Below are 23632 nucleotides of genomic sequence, written 5' to 3'. Positions count from 1 at the left end.
ACCTGCAGAAGACACCGAAGACACAGCCGACCACGGCGACCAGCACGGACAGGATCCCATGGACCAGTGGACGAAGGACCTCCAGGCCCAGGCGCTCGAGCGGCTCGAGGCCGCCCGCGACCTCCAGGTGAAGATCGCCGCGACCCAGGCGACCGCGTCGAGCCGCGACCGGTCGGTCACGGTGACCGTCGGCGCGACCGGGACCCTGACCGACATCGTCTTCGACGACACCCGGGACACGCCCCCGGATCGGCTGCGGCTGGCTGTGCTCGAGGCGCTGGGTGCCGCCCAGGCGAAGGTCGCCACCCTGGTCGCCGACCTGGCGCAGGACTTCCCCGGCGGGGAGGGCATCGCGGCCATGCTCCGCGGTGAGGTCCCCGCAGACACCCGGGCCAGGCTCGACGCCGAGCTCGCCGCCCGCCGATCCGGGACCCTGTGATGGCTGACCTCGAGGTCGACTACGCCACCCTGATGCGGGCCGCCGGTGAGTTCCGCGACGTCGCCGTCCGCGTCGACCGGGCCGAGTCCCACCGTGCCACGAGCCAGCTGGCTCGCGGGGCGTTCGGCAAGCTCCCCCAGGCCGAGGAGCTCTACCAGGCGTACAGCGACCAGGACCGCGCCGTCGCAGACGCCCTGGGGGAGCTGGAGGCGGTCTACGACTCGGTCGCCGACGCTCTCAAGGCGACCGTGGACCGGTACGCGGGCGCGGACGACTCCGTCGCGCAGGCCATGGAGGCCGGGACGGCCGTCGTCACCGAGTATGGCTCGGCCTACCCGGCGGTGACCCGGTGAGCCTGTCCGCAGCGGAGTCGGTGTGGGACAAGATCAACGGCTGGATGTCGCCGCTCGACGGTCTCGTCGACGGTCTGCTGCGCCCGCTCGTGGCACCGCTCGCCGACATGTTCGACTGGGTGACCGGCGACTCCGCCCAGGTCCGCTCGACGGCCCAGCGCTGGCGGGACCTGGCGACCATGCTCGACGCCGTCGTCGACCACCACGCCCGCGCTATCGCCCCGGTCGCGGCCGACTGGGACGGCGCGGCGCACGACGCCTTCGCTGCCGCCATGTCCGACCTCCGGGCCCAGGTGCAGGAGATCGCCGAGGCTGCGTCGCAGACGAGCGATTTCCTCGACGACGCCGCCATGGAGATCGAGGTGGCCGAGGAGCTCGTCGCCGCCATCATCCGTGAGCTCATCGAGTGGGCCCTGCTGACCCTCGTGGTCAGCGCGGCGCTGGCGGTCGTCACCTTCGGGGCGTCGGCCCTCGCCGGAGGCGCGGCGGCGGCCGCCGAGGCGGCGGTCGCGACGTCGCGGATCGCGACGGTGCTCACCAAGATCGCGGCGGCCCTGACGAGGCTCGCCCAGCTCGCCACGGCGCTGCGCACGGCGAAGATGTTCTCCGCGCTCTCGGTCATCCGCACGCTCGCCGTCCGCCCGCTCGTGGGCGGCGCCACGGGGCTGTCCGGCAACCCGGTCGTCGGGGGCGTCGAGGCCATCGGGGACGGCCTCAAGACGATCGCGCTCGACGAGCTCGACGACCAGCGCTCGGGGCAGACCGGACAGCAGACGCCGGTGCGCGATCACCTGGACGACGTGCTCGGGCCGGTCGCGCGCGCCCTCGACCCGGTGCTGGACGTCGTCGACCCGGTCCTGGACGCGCTCGAGGTGGTCGACGACCACCTGCCGGCGAACCCCTTCGGGGGCTGATCGCGGTCAGCGCCTGCGCGACGCCCGGATCACGGTCACGAGGGCAGCCCCGACCACCACGAACCGCAGGATGAAGTAGGCCGCGACGCCGACGATGGCACCGATCAGGGCACCCGGGGTGGCTCCGAAGGAGGCGGCCCCGATGAGTCCCCCCACCAGCGCGAGCCCGCCGATCAGCACGATCGCCACGACAGTCTCCACGACGAGCCAGCGCGCGTCGTCGACGACGGTGCGTCCCAGGTCCGGCAGGAAGTCCTTCTTCTGGTCGTTCACGGCCTGCCTGAATCCTTGGCGGGCGGCCGCGCCCATGCTCAGCGGCGGGGGCGACGTCGGGGGCGGTGTCGGCGGCTGAGTCGTCGGAGGGACTGCGCGGTGGTCCTGTTCGCTCATGCAGCCATTGTCACCCGGGTCTGTGCTCACCCCCGGTCGGCGCGCAGGCCGTCCGGCACCTCAGCCGACGAGGAGCCGGCCCACGACGTAGACGAGGATCCCGCCGACGGCGATGGGCAGCACGATCGCCGCGAGCGCGGCACGCGGGCGGCGCAGCTCGGGCAGCTTGTCGAAGAGCACCAGCAGCGAGCCGATGAGCATCCCTGCCACCAGCCCCGTCCACACCCCGTCGAGCCAGACGAGGTCGGGCATGACGAGGGCGACCCCGATGGCCGCTGCCACCGAGACGGCGATCGTCGCCCCGAGGGCCAGCCACCCGGGCAGCCGCACCGCCGACGCCGCAGACGCCGCCGCGAGCGACGCGGCGCTGAGCACCACGAGGGACATGCCGTCGTCGGTCTTGTACGCACTGATCCAGCCGGCCGCGGACACCGCGACGACCATGCCGCTGACGCCTCCCACGAGCGACTCGACGAGGCGCTCGCGCCCGTCACCGCGCAGCAGCTCGTTGATGAAGGCCAGCAGGACACCCATCGCGACGACGAGCGGGAGGTTGCTCAGCCACGGCTCGCTCACGGTCACCTGGGCGGCGGCCAGCGCCCCGAGCCCGGGGAGCGCGACGACGAAGAAGGTCCCGCCGGGTACCGGCAGCCCCAGCAACGGCGCCCATCCGGCGGCAAAGAGGATCACGAGCACCGCGATGACCACGAGCAGCGGCACGGCGCCGAGGTACGCGCCACCGGCGATCGCGGCGGCTGCGCAGGCGGAGGCGACGGCGCGCGTGGAGAGGTTCACACCAGTGAGTGTCCCAGACGCACCCCATGGTCCCCGAACTGCGGGGCGAGACGTGGAAGAATCAGCGACCGACGCTCGCCACCATCTGGTCGAGTCCACAAGCACAGGTCCGGTCGCGGTACCGTGATCGCCAGTCTGAGAGAAGGGTGGGAATCGTGGCCGAGCTGTTGCTGCTGACACCCTCCGCAGGCGGGTCCGCTCAGGTGCTGCCCGCCCTGGGTCTGCTCACCCACCGGATCCGGGTCCTGCCGATGGAGCCGTCGGCGCTCGTGGACGCCCCCGACTCCGACGTCGTGCTGCTCGACGCCCGCCGCGACCTGGTCGGCGCACGCACCACGTGCCGTCTGCTGCGCGCGACCGGGCTGACCGTGCCGTTGATCCTCATCCTCACCGAGGGTGGGCTCATGGTGGTCACGGCCGAGTGGGGCGCGGACGACCTGCTGCTGGAGAACGCGACCCCCGCCGAGGTCGAGGCGCGGCTGCGGCTGGCGCGCGAGCGCAGCTCCCACAACGGTTCTGGCGACCAGCCCGAGGAGATCTCGTCCGGGGAGCTGATGATCGACGCCTCCGGGTACACCGCTCGCCTGCGCGGGAACCCTCTGGACCTCACCTACAAGGAGTTCGAGCTCCTCAAGTACCTCGTGCAGCACCCGGGCCGGGTGTTCACCCGCGCGCAGCTGCTCCAGGAGGTCTGGGGCTACGACTACTACGGGGGCACCCGGACCGTCGACGTCCACGTCCGTCGCCTGCGCGCAAAGCTCGGCCCGGAGTACGACCAGCTCATCGGCACGGTCCGCAACGTCGGGTACCGGTTCGACCCGCTCAAGGACCGCCGGGCGGCTCAGGCGGCAGAGGCCGCAGAAGCCGTCGACGCGGCCGACGCGGCCGCGAACGCGCCCGGTGGTCTGGGCGACGCCTCGACCGCTCCGGTAGGTTCCCCAGGGTGACAACTGACTTCACCGACGTCCTGATCCCCGGCGACTGGCGCCACGAGTTCGTCCCGGCGAACGGTGCGCGGTTCCACGTGGCCCTGAGCGGGCCGTCCGACGCATCCGCGCCCCTCATCATGCTGCTGCACTCGTTCCCGCAGTTCTGGTGGGCGTGGCGCCACCAGCTGGCGGCGCTGGGCGCGGCCGGGTACCGGGTCGCGGCGATGGACCTGCGCGGGACCGGGGCGTCCGACAAGCCGCCGATCGGCTACGACGTGCCTACCCGCACCCGGGACGCGGCCGGGGTGATCCGGTCCCTGGGCGCGGACCGGGCGATCGTCGTCGGGCACGGTATGGGCGGTGCGGTCGCCTGGTCGATGGCCGCCCTGCAGCCCGCGCTGACCGAGGCGGTCGCGGCCATCTCCTCCCCGCACCCGGCCCGGATGCACGTCCCGCTGCGCACCTCCCTGACCCGGACGGCGCTGACCCGGCTGGCCTATCTCCAGCTCCCCAACCTTCCCGAGCGCAGTCTCACCCAGGCCGCCCTGCTCGGCCAGATCCTGCGCACCCGCCCGGAGTTCACCTGGCCCGACGACGTGGTGGAGACCTACGCCAACGCCATCCGGGTGCCGTTCGCCGCGCACAGTTCCCTCGAGGCCGTCCGGTGGTTCTCCCGCGCGATGCCCTCGGGCAGCGGCCGCCGTTACCTCTCGACCGTGCGGACCCCGGTCTCGGTCCCGGCGCTGCAGATCCACGGCGCTCTCGACACGATCGTGCGCCCGTCCCTGGCCGACGTCGACAGCTCGGCGCTGTGCCGGAACCTGCGCTTCGAGATGGTCGCCGGGGCCGGGCACTACCTCCCCGAGGAAGCTCCCGAGATGGTCAACGCCCTCCTGCTGGACTGGCTCGGCTCGCTCTGACGGCGTCCGGCTCAGCCGGTCTTGAGCAGCGCGGCCGCGGCGACCGGGTCCATCTCCCCGATCCCCGCCGACGGGCACAGCCGGGCGATCGGGCAGGCCCCGCAGGCCGGCCGCCGGGCGAAGCAGACCCGGCGTCCGTGGAAGATCGTCCGGTGGGAGAACTGCGTCCACTCCGCACGCTCGATGAGAGCGCCGACCTCGTGCTCGACCCGCACCGGGTCCTCGCTCGTGGTCCAGCCCCACCGGCGCACGAGCCGTCCGAGGTGGGTGTCCACGGTGATCCCGGGAACACCGAAGGCGTCCCCGAGCACGACGTTGGCGGTCTTGCGGCCCACCCCGGGCAGGCTCACAAGGTCCTCCAGGGTGGCGGGGACCTGCCCGTCGAAACGCTCGACCAGCGCGACGCCGATCCCGGCGAGGGCCCGCGCCTTCGGCCGGAAGAACCCGGTCGTGCGGATCGCCTCCTCCAGGTCGCGCGGGTCGGCGGCGGCGTAGGCGCCGGCGTCGGGGTAGCGGGCGAACAGCGCCGGGGTGACCAGGTTGACCCTCTTGTCGGTGCACTGGGCGGACAGCACCGTCGCGACAAGGAGCTCGAGCGGAGTGGTGAAGTCCAGCTCGCAGTGCGCGTCCGGGTAGACCGCGGCCAGCTCCCGGTTGATCCGCCGGGCCCGACGCCGCAGCGTCACGTCCGCAGCGCCCGTTCCGGGAGCGCTCCCGGTCCCGCTTGTCCCTGCCGCGCTGGCCGCCGCCATCCCTGCCTCCGACTGTGCGATATCGCTCAAGAAACCCCGCCCTCCTGCCGATCTAGCGGGTACCGCATGAGCGTAGTGAAAACCTGGCGTGCCGAGAGGGGTACCAGCGAGTGACTCCCGACCCACGGCCCATCCACGCGATGGACGCCGAAGAGCTCCGCCTGACCTGCGCAACCCTGCGTCGGGAGATCACCCAGATCGCGCACTGGCGGCGCCTGGTCCGCGCCCGGCTCGACCTCACAGTAGCGCGCGCGGTGCTGCCTGAGCGGCTGGGCCAGCACGCCGGCGCCCTGGGCACGGCCGCACCGAACCTCACCTACGGGGTCCTCGTGGGAATCACCCAGGCGGACGGGGCAGGGCTGTCGGTGACCGACCTGCCGCGGCTGCGTTCGGCCGAGGACACCCTGGCCGAGTACGAGGCCACGGTCCGGCGGGCGCTGCTGCTCGCGACCGACGCGCTCGTGGACCATCTGAGCCAGGACCCCGACTTCCGCGCCCTCCACCTGCCCGCGGCGTCAGAGCGCGGCGGTACGACCGACGGGGTCGTGCAATGTACCGTGAGTCAGCGCACACAAGGCAGACTGTGACGCGATAGATATCCAGCGACTCCGTGAAGGACGTATCCCGTGGACAACGACGACGTCGTGCTCTCTGCGCCACTTTTTGCCACCATGGAGGAAGCCGAGACCCGCGCGCTCCTGGCCTCGATGACCAAGGTCGAGCTTGCTCGCGGAGACGTGCTCTTCACCGAGGGGCAGGCCGGCGACCGTCTGTACGTGATCCGCGAGGGCAAGATCAAGCTCGGTCGCAGCTCCGGTGACGGCCGGGAGAACCTCATCGCGGTGCTCGGCCCCGGCGAGATGTTCGGTGAGCTGTCCCTGTTCGACCCGGGCCCCCGGTCCCTCGGCGCCTCCGCCGTCTCCGACTCGGTCGTCTACGAGCTGGGTCACCCGGCCCTCGTCGCCGCGCTGGAGGAGAACCCCGGCGTGGCCAAGCACCTGCTCACCGCGCTGGCTCGCCGCCTGCGCCGGACCAACGAGGCTCTCGCCGACCTCGTGTTCTCCGACGTCCCGGGCCGCGTCGCCAAGGCTCTGCTCGACCTGTCCACCCGCTTCGGCGAGCCGGTCGACGAGGGCATCCGCGTCGCCCACGACCTCACCCAGGAGGAGCTCGCCCAGCTGGTCGGCGCGTCCCGGGAGACCGTCAACAAGGCCCTGGCCGACTTCGCCGGGCGGGGATGGGTCCGCCGCGAGGGTCGCGCCGTCGTGCTCCTCGACATCGACCGCCTGGAACGCCGCGCCCGCTGACCGGCGCCCCTGCACGCACGAGAGGCGCTGCCCCCGGTCCGGGGACAGCGCCTCTTGTCCGTGCTCAGCGTGTTGTCCGTGCTCAGCGTGCTCAGCGCACCGCGCGCCTGGCGGCGGCGGGTCAGTACTCGGCGATCTCGACCACCATGTCGACCTCGACCGGGGAGTCGAGCGGCAGCACCGCGACCCCGACCGCGGCACGCGCGTGCACCCCGGCCTCCCCGAAGATCTCCTTGAGCACCTGGCTCGCCCCGTTGATCACCGTGGGCTGGCCCGTGAAGCCCGGGTCGCTCGCCACGTAGCCGGTGACCTTGACGATCCGGGTGACCTTGTCGAGGGATCCGATCTCGGCCGCGACGGCCGCGAGGGCGTTGAGCACCGCGATGCGGGCCAGTCCGACGGCGACGTCGACCGACACCGAGGTCTCGGTGTCGCCGACCTTGCCGGTCGCCGGGAGGCGTCCGTCGACGAAGGGCAGCTGACCCGACGTCCACACGTGCCGACCGGTGCGCACCGCCGGGACGTAGGCGGCGACGGGCGCCGCCACGCCGGGCAGCACGATGCCGAGCTCGGCCAGGCGCGCTGCGACCGAACTCATGCGCCGTCGCCGGTGGGCCGCTTGAGGTACGCCACGAGGCCGTTGCCGTCCGGGCCTGCGACGATCTGGACGAGCTCCCAGCCGTCCGAGCCCCACATGTCGAGGATCTGCTTGGTTGCGTGAATCATGAGCGGAACTGTCGAGTACTCCCACGTCTGTGCCATGTCCTGAGGGTAGTCCCCGGGGTACCGCCCTCGCAGCCCCCGTCTCACGCTCTCTCTCACACAATCCACCCAACTCTCCCCAGGTCCCGTCCGTGGTGCCAGATACCGCTCCCGTACTCTGTCTTCATGGCAAACTCTGCGCTCGGTGAGGACACACCGCTGTCCTCTGGGGCTCCGGTCACCCGTTCCCGACACTCGGTCAACGTCTTCCAGGCGCTGGCGCTGCTGCTGACCTTCGTCATGCTGGCCGGCGTCGGCGGGGTCCTCACCGCAGGACTGGTGATTCCGGTCGCCGCCGGCGCGAGCGCGGTCGCCAAGGGGTCCACCCAGGCGTTCTACGACCTGCCGACCGACCTCGAGCCGGGGACCCTCGCGGAGGCCTCCTACATCTACGCCAACGACGGCACGACGCTGCTCGCGACGTTCTTCGTGGAGAACCGGGAGATCGTGCCGCTCACGAGCGTCTCCCCCTACCTGCAGAACGCGGTGATCTCGACCGAGGACCGCCGGTTCTTCTCCCACGGCGGCATCGACCCCAGGGGGATGACCCGCGCCGCGGTGAACAACTTCCTCAGGAAGGACTCGGGCCAGCAGGGCGCCTCGACCCTGACGCAGCAGTACGTCAAGAACGTGCTCATCGAGAAGGCCAACTCCGTCGGCGATGCCGTGGGCGTCGCCGAGGCCCGCGAGGGCACGATCGACCGCAAGCTCCGCGAGGCCAAGCTGGCGATCTCTCTCGAGAAGCGGATGAGCAAGGAAGACATCCTCTCCGGCTACCTCAACATCGCCCAGTTCGGGCTCAACGTCAACGGCGTCGAGGCCGCGGCCAAGCGGTACTTCGGCAAGTCCGCCGCGGACGTGTCCATCGTCGAGGCCGCCACGATCGCCGGCATCACCCAGCGCCCCACGGCCTTCGACCCCACGAACGACCCGGTCGCCTCCGAGCGCCGTCGCAACGTGGTGCTGGACAACATGTACAAGGAGGAGTACATCACCAAGGAGGAGTACGAGGCTGCTCGGGCGACTCCCCTGGTCGACACCCTCAACGTCCAGCCGATCGACCGCGGATGCGTCGCAGCGGGCGGCGCGGCCTACTTCTGCGACTACGTCACCAAGGTGATCAAGCAGGACCCGGCCTTCGGTGACACCCCCGAGGCACGCGACGACCTGCTCAACCGCGGCGGCCTGACGATCGTCACCACGATCGACCTCACCAAGCAGGCCGTGGCCGACGAGGAGCTGCGCGCCTCGGTCCCCGTCAACGACGCGAGCGGCATCTCCAACGCGATGGTCAGCGTAGAACCGGGGACCGGGAAGATCCTCGCCATGGCGCAGAACAGCGACTTCTCGACTGCCCAGCCCGCTCCGGCCGGCTCGACCTTCATCAACTACAGCGCTGACCTCACCCACGGCGGGTCACGCGGCTTCCAGCCCGGCTCGACCTTCAAGACCTTCGTGCTCGCCGAGTGGCTCCAGTCGGGGCACACGCTGCGCGAGAAGGTCAACGCGAGCCAGCAGACCTGGACCGCCGCGAGCTTCGCGGCCACACCGAAGGCGTGCCGCAACCTCGCCGGGACCACCTGGGCCCCGCGCAACTCCGACGGCGCCGGCAAGGGCATGCGCAGCGTCCTGCAGGCCACCGCGCTGTCGATCAACACCGCGTACGCCGCGATGTCGAGCCAGCTCAACCTGTGCGACGTCGCCGCCACGGCCGACAAGGTCGGCTTCCGGTCGGCCATCGGCGACCCGGTGGACGTCCAGATGGGCATGGTCCTCGGGACCCAGAACACCACCCCGCTGTCCATGGCGAACGCCTACGCCACCTTCGCGTCGGGCGGGACCTACTGCGACCCGGTCGCGATCCTCTCGGTGACCAACGCCGACGGCTCCGAGCACCCGGTACCCCAGGCCAACTGCAAGCCGGTCCTGGACACCGCGACCGTCAACGGTGTGAACTTCGCGCTCCAGCAGGTGCTCTCCCCCGACGGCGGGGCCAAGGCCTCGGCCCTGGCTGGCCACACGGCGGCAGGCAAGACGGGAACGACGAACAGCGCCGGGAACGCCTGGTTCGTCGGGTACACCCCTGCGCTGTCGACCGCCTACTGGATGGGCGACCCGAAGCAGAAGATCCAGATGCAGAACATCAATATCGCTGGGAAGACCCACAAGATCATCTACGGGTCGACGATCGCCGCTCCCACCTGGAAGCGCTACATGGACCGGGTGCTGGCGAACACGCCCAACCTCCCCTTCGCCGACATCGCCGAGGCCCAGCTCGGCAAGGACCCGGTGGTCACCCCGCCTCCGTCCCCCACCACACCGACGGTTCCGGCGGATCCCGCAGCACCGGCGAATCCCGCAGCGCCGCCCCCCGACGCGTCGGCAGCAGCGCCGGGGAACTCAGGCGGTCAGGGGAACCGCGGGGGCAACGGCTGATGCCCCGTGCCCTGATCACCACCCTGGGTCTGGGCGCCGCAGCGGGCGTCGGCGCGCTCGCGTGGGCCCACCTGGAGACGACGATGTTCACCCTGCGCGAGGTGAGCGTCCCGGTGCTCCCGCCGGGCCAGCCCGACCTGCGCATCCTGCAGATCTCCGACCTGCACCTGACCCCGTCGCAGGAGTCGAAGATCGCCTGGGTCCGGTCCCTCGCCGACCTCCAGCCGGACCTCGTGGTCGACACCGGGGACAACATGGCGCACGTCGACGTGCTGCCTTTCCTTGAGTTCGCCCTCGAGCCGCTGCTCGCGTTCCCCGGGGCCTTCGTCATGGGGTCCAACGACTACTACGCGCCGTCCTTCAAGAACCCGGCCCGCTACCTGCGGGCCGACGCCCGGCTGGGTGGGTCCTTCGATCCTGCTCCCCTGCCCGCGGCCGAGCTCGCCCAGACCATGACGGCGGCAGGGTGGAAGGACCTCACCAACCGCCGGGACACCGTGGTGGCCGACGGCCGACGGATCGCCCTCGTCGGTGTCGACGACCCGCACCTGGACCGGGACGCCTTCCCGGCACCTGCCGCGCCGTCGGGCCCGGCGATCGACCTGCACCTGGGCGTCACCCACGCCCCGTACACCCGTGTGCTCGACCAGATGCACGACGACGGCTCCGACCTCATCCTGGCCGGTCACACGCACGGGGGGCAGCTGTGCGTGCCGTTCTACGGCGCCCTGGTGACGAACTGCGACATCGACCGAAAGCGCGCCAAGGGCCTGCACGGTTGGCCCGGGCCGCGCCCGGACGCCCCCGGTGGCAACGGATCCACCTGGATGCACGTGTGCGCCGGTCTGGGCACCTCCCCCTACGCACCGGTCCGCTTCGCCTGCCGCCCCGAGGCGACGCTGCTCACCCTGACGGCCCGCTGACCCGGTCCACCCCACGCACAGAGGGGCCAGTTTCGTATCGCGGCTGGTGTCCGCTATTCTGATCAGGCTCCAACAACACACATCGAAGTCTTGATGTGCGCGCTGAAGCAACTCGGGGTGTGGCGCAGCTTGGTAGCGCGCGTCGTTCGGGACGACGAGGTCGCAGGTTCAAATCCTGTCACCCCGACGAGTAGCACAAAGGGCCGTTGACCTGCGAACACGCAGGCTCAGCGGCCCTTTGTCGTGCGGCACCCAGCAGCGGCGCCCAGCAGCCAGCATTCGACCGCCAGGTCGTCTGTCTCGCGCCAGGTCGTCTATCTGGACAGACGACTCGGCGCCTCATAGACGACCCCGCCGTCTCGGTGCAATCAGTGACAGCGAGTGCACGTGAGGGACCTCACGCCGGTGGGGCGACCATCTTGCAGGCCGCCAGCACGACGGACTCGCGCCGTCGGGCACGCACCTGGGCGTCGCCGCCCGGGCCGTCGCTCGTGAACAGCCCCGGGTTCTGCTCCCAGCCGGTCGCGACCGCGAACAGCATGGTGATGAGGTCTTCCTCGTGCCAGCGCGGATCGATGGTCCCGGCGGCCTGCGCGGCCTCGAAGACCGAGGCGTTGGGGTCGAGGCGCCGCACCTTCGCACCGGCGACGGCCTCACCCTCGCCCTCCAGCCGCGCCCAGGAGAGCATGCGGGCGTGCTCCGGGTGCGCGCTGACGTGGTCGAAGACCGCGCCGGCAAAACCGGGGAGGTCATCGGGTGTGAACGGGATGGCGTCGGCGAGGAGGGCGAAGTTCTCCTCGATCGTGGCGATGAAGAGGGATCGCTTGTCCCCGAAATAGGCGTAGAGGCGTTCCTTGTTCGCCTGGGCGGACGCAGCGATCCGATCCACCCGCGCGCCCGCGAGGCCGTGCTCGGCGAACTCGACACGCGCGGCGTCGAGGATCCGTTCCCTGGTGGAGGCACCGTCGCTTCTCATGCTGTTAGTCTAACCCAACCAACTAGTTCGTTCCCTTAAAGGATAATCGACTTCATGACGTCAGCACCCGCTTCGACCCTCACGGTGACCGAGCACCCGGCGGACCACCCGCGCCGCTGGTGGCTCCTCGCCGTCATCTCCCTCACCCAGCTCATGGTCGTCCTCGACGGCACCATCGTGAACATCGCCCTGCCCGCCGCCCAGCAGGAGCTCGGCATGTCCGACGGCGACCGCACCTGGGTCGTCACCATCTACGCCCTCGCCTTCGGCGCGCTGCTGCTGCTCGGTGGACGCATCGCGGACTACTGGGGCCGCAAGCGCACCTTCATGACGGGCATGATCGGCTTCGCGATCGCCTCCGGGATCGGCGGCTTCGCCTCCTCGACCGAGATGCTGCTGGCCGCCCGCGGGCTGCAGGGCGCCTTCGCGGCCCTGCTCGCACCCGCCGCTCTGGCGATCCTCACCATCACCTTCCCCTCCGGCAAGGACCGGATCAAGGCCTTCGCGGTGTTCGGCGCGATCGCCGGCGGTGGCGCCGCGATCGGCCTCATCCTGGGCGGGGTGCTCACCGAGTACGTCAGCTGGAACTGGTGCCTGCTCGTCAACATCCCGATCGCCGCGATCGCCGTGATCGCCGGCTGGCCGCTAATCCGCGAGAGCCGCGCACACGGAGACACCCGCTACGACGTCCCCGGTGCCATCCTCGTCGTCGCCGGTCTGGGCTCGCTCGTCTACGGCTTCGCTCAGGCGGAGGAGGGTTGGGTCCGCGCCGAGACCCTCGGCTTCCTTGCGCTCGGCGTCGTCCTGCTCCTCGCCTTCGTCTGGGTCGAGTCCCGTACGAACCACCCGTTGCTCCCGCTGCGCGTGGTGGCCCACAAGGCCCGCGGCGGCGCCTTCCTCGTCGCCATGCTCACCGGCGCCGCGCTGCTCGGCGGCCTGCTGTTCCTGACGTTCTACTTCCAGATCGTGCTGGGATACTCCCCGGTCGTCGCAGGCCTCGCCTCGCTGCCGATGACCGTGACCATCATGATCTGCGCGCCGATCCTGTCGAAGATCCTCCCCCAGGTGGGTGTGCGCCTGCCGATGACCGTCGGCCCCGTCATCGCGGCCGCCGGCCTGTTCTACATGGCACTCTTCGTGACCGTCGAGGGGAACTTCGCCGCCCAGGTGCTGCCCGGTGTGGTCCTGCTCGGCGTCGGCCTCGCGTGCCTCTTCGTGCCGCTGCAGAACGTCGCCCTGTCCGGGGTGGACGAGCACGACGCCGGTGTGGCGAGCGCAGCGGTCTCCGCCGCACAGCAGATCGGCGGGTCCATCGGCACCGCGCTGATCACGGCGTTCTACGCCGCCGCGGTCACCAGCTCGATGGGCTCCGGCTCGGCGCAGATGGAAGCGCTGGTCGACGGCTACTCGGTTGCCTTCGTGTGGGCCGGCGCGCTCATCCTGTGTGCCGCACCGATCTCCTTCTTCCTCATCAAGGTGTCCAAGCACGAGCTGCTCGACGCACCCGACGTCGTCCACATGGGCTGACGCTGCACCGCCTCGCCACCCCGCACAACCCCGCACTGCACGACGGCGGCCCACCGGAGATCCGGTGGGCCGCCGTCGGCGTCTCAGGACCCGGTGACCCAGCCGGGCGCCGACGCCGAGATCTCCACCGTGCCGAGGTCGCCCAGGACGACGGTCACCGTCTCCCCGCTGTCCACCCCTTCCGGGGCGGCGATATACGACGTCGTCGGGACGAAATCCGCGGTCGCGGGCTGGTCCGGGTACGCCTCGCCCAGGACGACGGTCACGGCCTGACCGTCGGCGGTCGCGCTCAGCGCAATCTGCGGGTTGGAGCTGCTCCCGAACGTCACCACCCAGAGGTCACCGTCCTGCGTCACCCAGCCCGCCCCGGCGGTCGCGTCGGGTGGTGCGGTGACGCCCTCAGGCACGCCGGGCACCGAGAGCGAGGCTGTCGCCCCGGTCGTCGTCGAGTACGGGTCGCCGGAGTAGTCGTCCCCGCAGCCGGCCAGGGCCAGCAGAGCGACGGCAACACCCAGCGTGGTCAACCGCGCGGTCGGCCGGGTGAGGTGGTGTCGGTCCATGGTGGTCGTGTCCATGGTGGTCCTCCTGGTGGTCCGGGCCCTCAGGCCGATGGCGGGCGGAAGGTGACTGCAAGGTCGATGAGCAGCCGCGCGCCGAATCCGGTCGCTCCGCGGGAGCGCCAGGAGTCGTCGGTCTCCGACTGCATGGTCCCGGCGATGTCGATGTGGGCCCACGGGATGCCGGCGGTGAACTCCGCGAGGAACAGGGCAGCCGTCGTCGCACCGGCGAACTTGCCGCCCATGTTCGAGATGTCGGCGATATCGGAGTCGAGCTGCTCGCGGTAGCGGTGCTCGAGGGGCAGCTGCCAGATCCTCTCGTCGCTCGAGGTGGCCGCCGCCCGGGCCTGGTCGACGAGATCCTGGTTGGTGCCGAAGACGGCCGCGGTCGCTGGGCCGAGCGCCATCAGCGCGGCGCCGGTCAGCGTGGCGATGTCGACGATCGCGTCGGGGCCCTCCTCGGCCGCGAGCACGAGCGCGTCGGACATCACCAGGCGCCCTTCCGCGTCGGTGTTCTTGACCTCGACGGTCGTCCCGTTGCGGATCGTGAGCACGTCACCGAGCTTGACCGCCGAGCCCGAGGGCATGTTGTCGGTGCACATGAGGAAGGCGGTCACGGCCGTGGGGCAGGCGAGCGCGCGCAGCGCCGTCATGGCCGCCAGCACCGCCCCGGCCCCGGACATGTCCATCTTCATGGCCAGGTGCATCGGGTCGGACGGCTTGAGGCTGATGCCGCCGGAGTCGTACATGATGCCCTTGCCGACCAGGGCGAGCGTCCCGGTCGGGGTGACCGGCGCGCCGTCGGCATCGGTGGGCACGTACCGCAGCTGGATCATCCGCGGCTCCTCGGTCGATCCGGCGTTGACACCCAGCAGCCCGCCGCAGCCGAGGTCGATGAGCTGCGCCTTGTCGAAGGTGGTCACGTCGAGGCCGTGCTCGGGGCCGATCGCGAGGGCGAGGTCGCCCAGGTCCGCGGCGGTGAGGTGCCCGGGCGGCGCGCTGGCCAGGTCACGGGACAGGGAGGCCGCGGCCGAGACGACCATCCCGCGCTCGGCGCCGGTGACGACCGCGTCGCGGTCGCCCGTGGCGACGATCTGCAGCGCGGTCAGCGCCACGTCCTGAGGTGCGGTCTTGAGCGCGGTGTAGCGGTAGCGCGCGAGCAGCGCACCCTCCACCACCACCTGCCCGACGACGTCGGCCGGCACCGTCGACACGTCCGGCAGGACCAGGGCGATCGACGCGTAGCGCGCGGCCGCGCGCGCGAAGGCCGCTGCTGCGTCGCGCAGGGCGGCGGCGTCCAGGGCGTCGGCCTCCCCGACGCCCACGGCGACCACCGAGGTGGCGTCGTGGCGGGCGACCACGAAGGTCTGGCCGACCTTGCCCTCGAAGCCGACGTGGTCGAGCGCGGCCCAGTCGAGGCCGATCTCGGCCGGGACGGTGCCGCCCACACCGACCGGGTAGCCGGCGGCCTGGACGTCGGCGTCGATGGTCTCCACCACGGAGACCGTGAGCGCCTCCAGGGCCTCGCGGGAGGGCGCGGGGGTGAAGCTCTCCGGGATGAGTCTGTGCTGACCTGCGGTCATCGAATCGTCCTCACTGGGGTGGCGGCGGCTGGCGGCGGGCGTGTGCTCGAATGACACGACCGTACCCATTCCGGACCTCCTGCGACAGTGCTGCGTGGCAGGTCACGCCGCATGCGGCCTAGAAGCGCCAGATGAGCGGAACCACGAGGGTCGCGAAGGCGATGAAGAAGACCGCGAGCGGGAGGCCCAGCTTCCAGTAGTCGGCGAACCGGTAGCCGCCCGGCCCCATGACCATGGTGTTGGCGGGAGTGGCCACCGGGGTGAGGAAGGACGCCGCGGCCGCCACCGTCACCGCCATGAGCAGCGGCAGCGGGGAGATCCCCGCGTCGACTGCGACCGCGATGGCGATCGGGGCGATGATCAGGGCGGTCGCCATGTTGCTGATCAGCTGGCCGAGCACGACGGTGACCACCGCGATCCCCAGGACCAGCAGGTGCGGGCGCTCGGCCCCGATCACGTCGATCAGGCCTGTCGCGATGGCGTCCGCGACGCCCGTCTCCTCGATCGCGACCGAGAGCGGGATCATCCCGCCCACGAGCAGCACGGTGGTCCACGAGATCGACCGGTGCGCCTCGGCGACGGTGAGGACGCGCGCCAGGACCATCGCGCACGCGGCCAGCAGCGCCGCGACGGAGGCGGGGACCAGGCCGGAGGCGAGCAGCACGACCATGCCGAGGACGATCACGAGCGCGGACCGGGCCTTGGCACCCATCGGCACCGCCTGGCGCCGGATCGTCTGCGGGGAGTCGACCACGATCACGGCCGAGTCGACCGTGGTGGTGTCGAGGGCGTCCCACGACCCGCTGAGCAGCAGGGTGTCCCCGGCCGCGAGGACCGTGCGCCCCCGGTCCTCCCCGCCGCGCTGGATCGCCGCGATGACGAGGTCGCCGCTCTCGGTGACCATGCCCGGGAACACCGTCTGGCCGATGAGCTCTGAGCGGGGTGCCACGAGGACCTCCGCCGCGCCGGCGTCCCGGCTGATCAGGTCGTCCTCCGAGGGCAGGGAGTACTGCACGGCGAGGGTCCGGGCGTGCTGGCTCAGGTCGCGCGGGATGAGGTCTGCCACCCGCACCGGGAGCAGCCGGGGGCCGAAGAACACGACGATGAGGATCGTCCCGACCACGAGCGGGATCCCCGCCAACGCGAACTCGAAGAATCCGAAGGCCCGCTCCCCTGCCGACACGGCCAGCTCCGAGACCAGCACGTTCACCGGCGTCCCGGTCATCACGAGCAGCGACCCGGCGTGCGCGCCGAAGGCCAGCGGGATGAGGAACTGCGACGGGCTGAGCTTGAGCCGCACCGCGGTCACCACGACCATCGGCAGCAGCGCCGCGACCGCGCCGTTCACGCTGATCAGCGCGGTGACCACGGCCACGAGCGCCATGATCAGCACAACGAGGCGGCGCCGGCTGTCGCCCGCCTTCTCGACCAGGCGTTGCCCCGCCCACGCCGTCACTCCGGAGGCGTCGAGCCCGTCGCTGACGACGAACAGCGCGGCGATGAACACGATGACCGGGTCACCGAAGCCGGAGAACACCTGGTCGAGGTCGAGCACCCCGGTGAAGAACAGTGAGAGGGCGACCCCGACGGCGACGAGGCCGACCGGGATCTTGTTCCACACGAAGACGATGACGGCCACGACGAGCACGGCCACGGTGATCCACATGTCGCTCACACCCCCAGACGCTACACCGGGCGCTCTGCGCTGGTCAGCGTCCCGCGACCACCCCGCGCCGGGCGCGCGACGCGGCGGCGAGCTCACGCAGCAGGTCGGCGGTGGTGTCCCAGTCGATGCACGCGTCCGTCACCGACTGACCGTAGGTCAGCCCCTGCGCCGCGGGCTTCTGCGCACCGGCGACGAGGAAGCTCTCGATCATGATCCCGGCCACCCCCTGGCTGCCCGCGGCGACCGAGGCGGCGATCTCGCGGACCACCTCGGCCTGGCGGACGTGGGACTTGCCGGAGTTGCCGTGGCTCGCGTCGATCATGAGGCGCGGCTCGAGCCCCGCGGCAGCCACGATCCCCAGCGCGTCCGCGACCGAGGCGTCGTCGAAGTTGGGTCCGCCGCGCCCACCCCGCAGGATGACGTGGCAGTCGGGGTTCCCGGTGGTGGCCACCGCGGCGGCCCGGCCCGCGGAGTCGATCCCGAAGAAGGTGTGCTCGGCCGCGGCCGTCACGCAGCCGTCGACCGCAGCCTGGACGTCGCCGTCGGTCGCGTTCTTGAACCCGATCGGCATCGACAGGCCCGAGGCGAGCTGCCGGTGCACCTGGCTCTCGGGGTTGCGGGCCCCGATCGCTCCCCAGGACACGGCGTCGGCGATGTACTGCGGGCTCGTCGGCTCGAGGAACTCGCACGCGGCCGGCACCCCTTCGGCGAGCACGCCGAGCAGCACCTCGCGGGCCAGACGCAGCCCGCGGTGCACGTCGAAGGAGCTGTCCATGCCGGGGTCGTTGATGAGCCCCTTCCACCCGACCGTGGTGCGCGGCTTCTCGAAGTACACGCGCATGACGATGCACAGGTCCTGCTCGAGCTCGTGCTCGAGCGCGGCCAGCCGGCGCGCGTAGTCGAGGGCCGCGACCGGGTCGTGCACCGAGCAGGGGCCGACGACGACGAGGAGCCGGTCGTCGGTCCCGTTCATGGTCTTGCGGACGTCTTCGCGGCTGCGGGCCACGAGGTCGGCCGCCTCTGCGGTGAGCGGCAGCTCGGCGAGCATGTCGGCGGGTGCGGGCAGGGGATCGAGCGCACGGATGCGCAGGTCGTTGGTGCGCGGGGTATCCATGACGATCTCCGATGAGGTGGGGGTGGACATGAGGTGGGGCTCCGAGTCTGGGCGGGTCTGAGGGGGCGGGCATCTCAGACGGGGCCACAGAGGCCTACCGGTGTCGCGGAGTCGGCCCGTCTGAAACGACGAAGGGCCTCGACGCGACGGCGTCGGGCCCTGTGCTGGCTCCGGGTGGAAGGTTGGTCAGGCGAACGCCCGCTGAGCTCCACCAAGAGCCAGCGTAAAGCGCCGATACCAACGATTCCCGATCACGGGGTAGACGGTAACACACCCGCCCTCCGCCGAGCGCGCCCCGCCCACTCCGCTGAGTGCGGCCGAACGGCTGCCTGATGTCCGGTGTGGGCAGCCGTTCGGCCGCACTCAGCGGGGGTTCATCCACAGCTTGGCGCACACCGCTTTTGGTGGTCTCCGCGGTCGTACGTTCGGGACGTGCCCAGACAACGCAACCGCGGAAGCCACCAACCCCACCACACCAGCCGGACCCGCCGGCCGGGACAGCGCTCTCGCGCCCCGGATCTGCCAGGCATCGTCGCTCCCCTGCGCGCGGCGCTGCGGTCGGGTCCGCTCCATTTCCTCCTCCTGATCAGTGGCGTCATGGGGGCGACTGCACCGTCGTCGGCGCCCTCGCCCTCGCCCTCGCCCTCGCCCTCGCCCTCGCCCTCGCCCTCGCCCTCGCCCGACGATGACGCGCCCACCCTGGCCGGCATTGCTGCCGTCTTCGAGGCCGTCCCGTGCACCGAGACCACGGCCGCGCTCCATCTCGTCGCAGCATTGAGCCAGGACGAGGATCTCCGCATCCGCATCGCCAGCACGCTCTCCGCGAGGCACCAGCCCCTCCCCGCCTGGCTCGCTCATCTCGACGACGCACGCGTCGTCGGCGACGTGATCCTCGTGACCGATCCCCTCGGTGAAACCTCCAGCTACACCTTCGCCGTCCGCATGGCCGGCGGCGTCCGGTTCACCGTGGTCGTCGGCGTCGCCCACGCCGTCGCCGGCGCCGTCCGGGAGGCGATGGTCGTCCTCGACAGGCCGGACGCCGTCGCGGCGACCTCCTGCGAGGTGATCCGGTGTGCCAGCACGGTCGGCGGTGAGCCAGTTGTCACGCATCCCGATCCTGGTGATGCGCGTGCCGCCATCAAGGACGCGATCGCGCAGGGCTCCCGGGTCGATCCCCCGTTCGAGTCACCGACATGGCCGGCGAACCGGGCGCTCGTAGAGTGGGCCCTCGGTCTCCTCCCCCCGGATGGCAGCGCCCCGGTCACGCCGTTGCGGAGCGAGGAGAATCTCCGCCAGATCGCCGACACGTTCTTCGCCTCCACCGACGGGGTCGACTTCCCGCCCGGGCTGTTCCGCGGCTACCTCCACCTCATCCTCCGCTTCGTCGTCGTCGCAGGGGGCACCGATCCGCTGCTGTGGACACCTCAGACCGTCCAGGCGCTGTTCGACTGGGCCCTGCGCGCTCGCGTGCTCGATCGCGAGGACGCCGTGCTGCTCAGCGACCTGCTCATCACGTGGGTGCCGTACACCTGCCAGCTGCGCGGCGTCGACCCGCAGGTCACCGAGCGGTCTCGCGACGTTGTCGGAGAGCTGACCGACGGTTTCGTCGACGCCGTCGACGAGAGCGTGACCCGCGAGGAAGAAGAAGAGGAATCGGACGAGGACGATCCCGTGCTCGCCGCCGGCGGCGAAGACCAGCTTGCGTCCCTCGACACGGTCCCGCTCCCCGACGAGCCCTTCGACTGGACCAGGGTCCCCGCCGGCATCCGACCCGCCGTCGCCGACTGGCTGGCCCTCGCCGACCGGTGCGCGGACGACCTGTTCGACGTCGAGCATCGCACGGTCTTCCGGCGCTGCCTCGCCCGGGCCGCGGCGAGCGACCCCGGACTCTTCCACCACCCGGAGTCTGCTGTCCCGGTGCGCGGTGTCGCCGGGCTCGTCGACGCTGCCACCGACGCCAACCGCTCGGTCGGACGGAAGGAGCATGTGTCTCAGCACGACGTGATGGAGTGGTTCGAGAGCCACCGGGAGGCGACGGACCCTCCGGTCTCCGCGGACATCTGGTCCTATCTGTATCCCTTCGCCTGCGTGCTGAAGATGCACTCGCCCACTCTGCTCGTGGCCCGTCGCCGGGCCGAGCTCATCGAGCTGCGCAACCGATGGTGAACCCGGTCGCCGCAACCTCGACCCGGCACCGCCCTGAGCACCAGGGTCGGGACGTGGCCAAAAGCGACGAGCGCCGTCCCCGCAGGCCCCAGCACCGCACCCCGCGCCAGGTACCTCCCCACGGGAACGGGCCCGGAGCCGAACCGGAGATGCTCAGCACGCTGCGCACCGCCCTCCGCTCTCCCGAGCCGCTCGACCTGCTCGAATGGATGAGCGGTCTCGTCGAGGTGGGCGAGCCGCACACTCTCCCCCTACCCGGGCAGCCCGCCACCACGGTCACGCTCGAGGAGCTCGTCCTCTCGACGGCACCCCGAGCGCGGAAACGACCGCGGCGCTGCGGGTCATCAAGGAGTTCACCCAGGACACCGAGCTGAGCACCCGCATCGGCGCCATGCTGGCCGGGCGTCACCACCACCTTCCCCTGTGGCTGTCCCACGTGGACGACGCGCAGATCGTCGGCGCCGTGCACTTCCTCACCGAGTCCCTCGGCGACGAGGCCGTCGGCGTGAACCCCACCGTTCCGGGGAGGCCCTGGGCACCCCCACCCTCCTCGTCGCCGCACGCCGCACCCAGATCATCACCGACCGCAACCGCTGGTCCCTCCGCTGAGTGCTGGATCCTTACGCGCGACACGCCGTCGAACGCGTGGAGAACCCAGCACTCAGCGGAAGTGGAGAGGGGCAGGGAGGGGGACGGGTTAGGCCGTCAGGCGGGTGGCTACCAGCTCGGCTACCTGGACGGCGTTGAGGGCTGCGCCCTTGCGGAGGTTGTCGTTGCTCACGAAGAAGACGAGGCCCCGGCCTCCGGGGACGGACTGGTCCACCCGGATCCGGCCGACGAGGCTCGCGTCGGCGCCGGCCGCGTCGAGCGGGTTGGGCACGTCGGCCAGCTCGACACCGGGAGCCGCGGCGAGCAGCGCCCGCGCCTCGTCCGGGGTGATCGCCCGGGAGAACTCGGCGTTGATCGCGAGGGAGTGCCCGGTGAACACCGGCACCCGCACGCAGGTCCCCGCGACCGCAAGGTCAGGCAGGCTGAGGATCTTGCGCGACTCGTTGCGCAGCTTCTGCTCCTCGTCGGTCTCCTCCGAGCCGTCGTCGACGATCGACCCGGCGACCGGCACGACGTTGAAGGCGATGTTCTTCACGTACTTGACCGGCGCGGGGAAGGTGACCGCCGCGCCGTCGTGCACGAGGGCCAGGGTGTCCTGCCCGACGGCGGCGCGCACCTGGGAGTCGAGCTCGGCCGCGCCGGCCAGGCCGGAGCCGGAGACCGCCTGGAAGGTCGTGACGATGAGCCGTTCCAGGCCCGCCGCGTCGGCCAGCGGCTTGAGCACCGGCATGGCCGCCATGGTGGTGCAGTTGGGGTTGGCGATGATGCCCTTGGTGGCGGCGTCGATGGCCTCGGGGTTGACCTCGGAGACGACGAGCGGGACGTCGGGGTCCAGCCGCCAGGCGGAGGAGTTGTCGATGACGATCGCCCCGGCGGCCGCGAAGCGCGGCGCCTGCTCCTTCGACGTCGCACCTCCCGCGGAGAACAGCGCGATGTCGATCCCGGACAGGTCCGCGGTCGCGGCGTCCTCGACGACGATGTCCTGGCCCTGCCACGGCAGGGTGGTCCCGGCCGAGCGGGCGGAGGCGAAGTAGCGGATCTGCGCGACCGGGAAGTCACGTTCGGCCAGCAGGCGGCGCATGACCGCCCCGACCTGCCCGGTGGCTCCGACGACGGCGACGTTCACACCTGATGCACTCATGAGCAGACTCTTTTCACGATGACACGGTCAAGAAGAGAAGAAGGGACGGGGCACGCAGGTCAGCGACCGGTGCCGCCGTAGACGACGGCCTCGCCCTCGCCGTCCAGACCGAAGGCGGAGTGCACGGCGCGCACGGCGTCGTCCAGGCTGTCCTCGCGGGTGACCACGGAGATGCGGATCTCGGAGGTGGTGATCATCTCGATGTTGATCCCGGCGTCGCGCAGGGCGCCGAAGAGGCGGGCCGAGACACCGGGGTGGGACTTCATGCCCGCCCCGACGAGGGAGATCTTGCCGATCTGGTCGTCGTACTGCAGGGAGTCGAAGCCGATCTCCTCGCGGACCCCGTTGAGCGCGGTCGTCGCGAGCGGGCCGTCGTCCTCGGGCAGGGTGAAGGAGATGTCGGTCAGGCCCGTCGCCGCGGCGGAGACGTTCTGCACGATCATGTCGATGTTCGCGCCGGCGCTCGCCACCACCTCGAAGATGCGGGCCGCGGTGCCGGGGACGTCGGGCACGCCGACGACGGTGATCTTGGCCTCGCTGCGGTCGTGCGCCACTCCGGAGATGATCGGGTCTTCCATGGCTTCTTCTCCTTCGTTCGGACCGGCCGCGGCGCTCGCGGGGACGTTGGTGACCAGCGTTCCTTCTTTGCCCGAGAACGACGAGCGGACGTGGATGGGGACGTCGTAGCGTCGGGCGTACTCCACGCAGCGCAGTGCGAGGATCTTCGCGCCGTTGGCCGCCATCTCGAGCATCTCCTCGTAGGTGATGCGGTCGACCTTGCGCGCGGTCGCCACGATGCGCGGGTCTGCGGTGAAGATGCCGTCGACGTCGGTGTAGATCTCGCAGACGTCCGCACCGAGGCCGGCGGCGAGCGCGACGGCGGTCGTGTCGGAGCCGCCGCGGCCCAGCGTCGTGACGTCGTTGGTGTTCTGGGTGACCCCTTGGAACCCGGCGACGATCGCGACCGAGCCCTTCTCGATGGTCTCCCGGATCCGGCTGGGCACGACGTCGACGATGCGCGCCTTGCCGTGCACGGCGTCGGTGATCAGCCCTGCCTGCTGGCCGGTGAAGGACTTCGCCTTGACGCCCAGGTTGTTGATCGCCATCGCGAGCAGCGACATCGAGATCCGCTCGCCGGCGGTGAGGAGGATGTCCATCTCTCGCGACGGGGGCAGCGGGGTGATCTGCCGGGCGAGGTCGATGAGCTCGTCGGTCGTGTCACCCATCGCCGAGACCACGACGACGACGTCGTTCCCGGCCCTCTTGTACTCGGCGATGCGCTTCGCGACCCGCTTGATGCTCTCGGCATCGGAGACGGATGAACCGCCGTACTTCTGCACAACAAGTGCCACGTGCCTGCTCCGTTACGTTGC

At 71.0% G+C, this 23632-nt stretch carries 23 protein-coding genes and 1 tRNA gene; 12 read left to right on the top strand and 12 right to left on the bottom strand.

Annotated features, from left to right (window positions below; translation table 11 throughout):
* Nucleotides 1-58 precede the first annotated feature (58 nt).
* The 3 genes from ACWA15_RS02190 to ACWA15_RS02180 are packed head-to-tail and all read left to right on the top strand — an operon-like array spanning nt 59 to nt 1706.
* A complete protein-coding gene (locus ACWA15_RS02190; RefSeq protein ID WP_464057809.1) occupies nt 59-439 on the top strand; it encodes a YbaB/EbfC family nucleoid-associated protein in 381 nt (126 codons plus the stop codon).
* On the top strand, nt 439-792 hold the full coding sequence (locus tag ACWA15_RS02185; RefSeq protein WP_464057807.1) for a hypothetical protein: 354 nt from the start codon (nt 439-441) through the stop codon (nt 790-792). Before ACWA15_RS02190 ends, ACWA15_RS02185 begins: the two co-directional genes overlap by 1 nt.
* Nucleotides 789-1706 (top strand): WXG100 family type VII secretion target, encoded by a 918-nt coding sequence (locus tag ACWA15_RS02180; RefSeq protein ID WP_464057805.1) that lies wholly within the window; start codon nt 789-791, stop codon nt 1704-1706. Before ACWA15_RS02185 ends, ACWA15_RS02180 begins: the two co-directional genes overlap by 4 nt.
* Nucleotides 1707-1712: 6 nt before the next feature.
* Here ACWA15_RS02180 and ACWA15_RS02175 read toward each other — a convergent pair whose 3' ends face one another.
* Nucleotides 1713-1979, bottom strand: coding sequence for a hypothetical protein (locus ACWA15_RS02175; protein ID WP_464057803.1), 267 nt, complete (start codon nt 1977-1979; stop codon nt 1713-1715).
* Between the two features lie 177 nt (nt 1980-2156).
* Nucleotides 2157-2891 (bottom strand): hypothetical protein, encoded by a 735-nt coding sequence (locus ACWA15_RS02170; RefSeq protein WP_464057801.1) that lies wholly within the window; start codon nt 2889-2891, stop codon nt 2157-2159.
* A gap of 155 nt (nt 2892-3046) precedes the next feature.
* Here ACWA15_RS02170 and ACWA15_RS02165 point away from each other — a divergent pair, with 155 nt between their 5' ends.
* Both ACWA15_RS02165 and ACWA15_RS02160 read left to right on the top strand, forming a co-directional pair.
* A complete protein-coding gene (locus tag ACWA15_RS02165; RefSeq protein ID WP_464057799.1) occupies nt 3047-3838 on the top strand; it encodes a winged helix-turn-helix transcriptional regulator in 792 nt (263 codons plus the stop codon).
* A complete protein-coding gene (locus tag ACWA15_RS02160) occupies nt 3835-4740 on the top strand; it encodes an alpha/beta fold hydrolase (RefSeq protein ID WP_464057797.1) in 906 nt (301 codons plus the stop codon). The genes ACWA15_RS02165 and ACWA15_RS02160 overlap by 4 nt, the downstream gene beginning before the upstream one ends.
* 11 nt (nt 4741-4751) lie before the next feature.
* On the opposite strand, the gene nth is transcribed toward ACWA15_RS02160, so the two are convergent.
* Nucleotides 4752-5513 (bottom strand): endonuclease III, encoded by a 762-nt coding sequence (gene nth, locus ACWA15_RS02155; RefSeq protein WP_464059380.1) that lies wholly within the window; start codon nt 5511-5513, stop codon nt 4752-4754.
* A gap of 89 nt (nt 5514-5602) precedes the next feature.
* Here nth and ACWA15_RS02150 point away from each other — a divergent pair, with 89 nt between their 5' ends.
* Both ACWA15_RS02150 and ACWA15_RS02145 read left to right on the top strand, forming a co-directional pair.
* The gene (locus ACWA15_RS02150; protein ID WP_464057795.1) at nt 5603-6079 is read left to right on the top strand and encodes a hypothetical protein; all 477 of its coding nucleotides are present in this window, start codon (nt 5603-5605) and stop codon (nt 6077-6079) included.
* 84 nt (nt 6080-6163) lie between these two features.
* Nucleotides 6164-6799: a Crp/Fnr family transcriptional regulator gene (locus ACWA15_RS02145; protein ID WP_464059378.1), complete on the top strand. Its 636-nt coding sequence runs from the start codon at nt 6164-6166 to the stop codon at nt 6797-6799.
* Between the two features lie 121 nt (nt 6800-6920).
* Here the strand turns inward: ACWA15_RS02145 and ACWA15_RS02140 are convergent, their stop codons facing one another.
* Both ACWA15_RS02140 and ACWA15_RS02135 read right to left on the bottom strand, forming a co-directional pair.
* Nucleotides 6921-7397: a RidA family protein gene (locus ACWA15_RS02140; protein ID WP_464057793.1), complete on the bottom strand. Its 477-nt coding sequence runs from the start codon at nt 7395-7397 to the stop codon at nt 6921-6923.
* Nucleotides 7394-7561: a DUF4177 domain-containing protein gene (locus ACWA15_RS02135; RefSeq protein WP_464057791.1), complete on the bottom strand. Its 168-nt coding sequence runs from the start codon at nt 7559-7561 to the stop codon at nt 7394-7396. Before ACWA15_RS02135 ends, ACWA15_RS02140 begins: the two co-directional genes overlap by 4 nt.
* Before the next feature lie 126 nt (nt 7562-7687).
* Between ACWA15_RS02135 and ACWA15_RS02130 the strand changes: the two genes are divergently transcribed.
* The 3 genes from ACWA15_RS02130 to ACWA15_RS02120 all read left to right on the top strand — a co-directional run bounded on the left by ACWA15_RS02130 (nt 7688) and on the right by ACWA15_RS02120 (nt 11107).
* Nucleotides 7688-9997, top strand: coding sequence for a transglycosylase domain-containing protein (locus tag ACWA15_RS02130; RefSeq protein WP_464057789.1), 2310 nt, complete (start codon nt 7688-7690; stop codon nt 9995-9997).
* A complete protein-coding gene (locus tag ACWA15_RS02125) occupies nt 9997-10920 on the top strand; it encodes a metallophosphoesterase (RefSeq protein ID WP_464057787.1) in 924 nt (307 codons plus the stop codon). The genes ACWA15_RS02130 and ACWA15_RS02125 overlap by 1 nt, the downstream gene beginning before the upstream one ends.
* Before the next feature lie 113 nt (nt 10921-11033).
* Nucleotides 11034-11107 (top strand) — tRNA-Pro (locus ACWA15_RS02120).
* Nucleotides 11108-11317: 210 nt separating this feature from the next.
* Here the strand turns inward: ACWA15_RS02120 and ACWA15_RS02115 are convergent.
* A complete protein-coding gene (locus ACWA15_RS02115; protein WP_464057785.1) occupies nt 11318-11896 on the bottom strand; it encodes a TetR/AcrR family transcriptional regulator in 579 nt (192 codons plus the stop codon).
* A 54-nt stretch (nt 11897-11950) separates the two neighbouring features.
* Here ACWA15_RS02115 and ACWA15_RS02110 point away from each other — a divergent pair, with 54 nt between their 5' ends.
* Nucleotides 11951-13423 carry an MFS transporter gene (locus tag ACWA15_RS02110; protein ID WP_464057783.1) on the top strand — a complete coding sequence of 491 codons (1473 nt, stop codon included), beginning with the start codon at nt 11951-11953 and terminating at the stop codon, nt 13421-13423.
* 83 nt (nt 13424-13506) lie between these two features.
* Here the strand turns inward: ACWA15_RS02110 and ACWA15_RS02105 are convergent, their stop codons facing one another.
* The 4 genes from ACWA15_RS02105 to ACWA15_RS02090 all read right to left on the bottom strand — a co-directional run bounded on the left by ACWA15_RS02105 (nt 13507) and on the right by ACWA15_RS02090 (nt 18373).
* Entirely contained in the window at nt 13507-13998 is a 492-nt protein-coding gene (locus ACWA15_RS02105) for a hypothetical protein (protein WP_464057781.1), read from the bottom strand.
* A gap of 26 nt (nt 13999-14024) precedes the next feature.
* Nucleotides 14025-15563 (bottom strand): leucyl aminopeptidase, encoded by a 1539-nt coding sequence (locus tag ACWA15_RS02100; RefSeq protein WP_464057779.1) that lies wholly within the window; start codon nt 15561-15563, stop codon nt 14025-14027.
* A gap of 118 nt (nt 15564-15681) precedes the next feature.
* Nucleotides 15682-17229 carry an SLC13 family permease gene (locus tag ACWA15_RS02095; protein ID WP_464059377.1) on the bottom strand — a complete coding sequence of 516 codons (1548 nt, stop codon included), beginning with the start codon at nt 17227-17229 and terminating at the stop codon, nt 15682-15684.
* Nucleotides 17230-17272: 43 nt separating this feature from the next.
* Complete coding sequence (locus ACWA15_RS02090; protein WP_464057777.1) at nt 17273-18373, bottom strand: 3-deoxy-7-phosphoheptulonate synthase; 1101 nt, start codon at nt 18371-18373, stop codon at nt 17273-17275.
* Nucleotides 18374-18940: 567 nt separating this feature from the next.
* Here ACWA15_RS02090 and ACWA15_RS02085 point away from each other — a divergent pair.
* Complete coding sequence (locus tag ACWA15_RS02085) at nt 18941-20509, top strand: hypothetical protein (RefSeq protein WP_464057775.1); 1569 nt, start codon at nt 18941-18943, stop codon at nt 20507-20509.
* A 697-nt stretch (nt 20510-21206) separates the two neighbouring features.
* On the opposite strand, the gene ACWA15_RS02080 is transcribed toward ACWA15_RS02085, so the two are convergent.
* Together ACWA15_RS02080 and ACWA15_RS02075 are read right to left on the bottom strand one after the other, a co-directional pair.
* Nucleotides 21207-22259, bottom strand: coding sequence for an aspartate-semialdehyde dehydrogenase (locus ACWA15_RS02080; RefSeq protein WP_464057773.1), 1053 nt, complete (start codon nt 22257-22259; stop codon nt 21207-21209).
* A gap of 59 nt (nt 22260-22318) precedes the next feature.
* A complete protein-coding gene (locus tag ACWA15_RS02075; protein WP_464057771.1) occupies nt 22319-23611 on the bottom strand; it encodes an aspartate kinase in 1293 nt (430 codons plus the stop codon).
* Nucleotides 23612-23632: the final 21 nt, after the last annotated feature.

Source organism: Sanguibacter sp. TS_SC_8, from assembly GCF_055361235.1.
Note: the sequence above shows the minus strand (reverse complement) of the source record. Positions and strands in the feature narration are given on the sequence as shown.

Coding starts and splice junctions, on each gene's coding strand:
- ACWA15_RS02130 (WP_464057789.1), top strand. CDS start 7,688: ATGGCAAACTCTGCGCTCGGTGAGGACACACCGCTGTCCTCTGGGGCT.
- ACWA15_RS02190 (WP_464057809.1), top strand. CDS start 59: ATGGACCAGTGGACGAAGGACCTCCAGGCCCAGGCGCTCGAGCGGCTC.
- ACWA15_RS02100 (WP_464057779.1), bottom strand. CDS start 15,563: ATGACCGCAGGTCAGCACAGACTCATCCCGGAGAGCTTCACCCCCGCG.
- ACWA15_RS02115 (WP_464057785.1), bottom strand. CDS start 11,896: ATGAGAAGCGACGGTGCCTCCACCAGGGAACGGATCCTCGACGCCGCG.
- ACWA15_RS02135 (WP_464057791.1), bottom strand. CDS start 7,561: ATGGCACAGACGTGGGAGTACTCGACAGTTCCGCTCATGATTCACGCA.
- ACWA15_RS02095 (WP_464059377.1), bottom strand. CDS start 17,229: ATGTGGATCACCGTGGCCGTGCTCGTCGTGGCCGTCATCGTCTTCGTG.
- ACWA15_RS02145 (WP_464059378.1), top strand. CDS start 6,164: ATGGAGGAAGCCGAGACCCGCGCGCTCCTGGCCTCGATGACCAAGGTC.
- ACWA15_RS02090 (WP_464057777.1), bottom strand. CDS start 18,373: ATGTCCACCCCCACCTCATCGGAGATCGTCATGGATACCCCGCGCACC.
- ACWA15_RS02125 (WP_464057787.1), top strand. CDS start 9,997: ATGCCCCGTGCCCTGATCACCACCCTGGGTCTGGGCGCCGCAGCGGGC.
- ACWA15_RS02105 (WP_464057781.1), bottom strand. CDS start 13,998: ATGGACACGACCACCATGGACCGACACCACCTCACCCGGCCGACCGCG.
- ACWA15_RS02085 (WP_464057775.1), top strand. CDS start 18,941: ATGGGGGCGACTGCACCGTCGTCGGCGCCCTCGCCCTCGCCCTCGCCC.
- ACWA15_RS02080 (WP_464057773.1), bottom strand. CDS start 22,259: ATGAGTGCATCAGGTGTGAACGTCGCCGTCGTCGGAGCCACCGGGCAG.
- ACWA15_RS02185 (WP_464057807.1), top strand. CDS start 439: ATGGCTGACCTCGAGGTCGACTACGCCACCCTGATGCGGGCCGCCGGT.
- ACWA15_RS02110 (WP_464057783.1), top strand. CDS start 11,951: ATGACGTCAGCACCCGCTTCGACCCTCACGGTGACCGAGCACCCGGCG.
- ACWA15_RS02140 (WP_464057793.1), bottom strand. CDS start 7,397: ATGAGTTCGGTCGCAGCGCGCCTGGCCGAGCTCGGCATCGTGCTGCCC.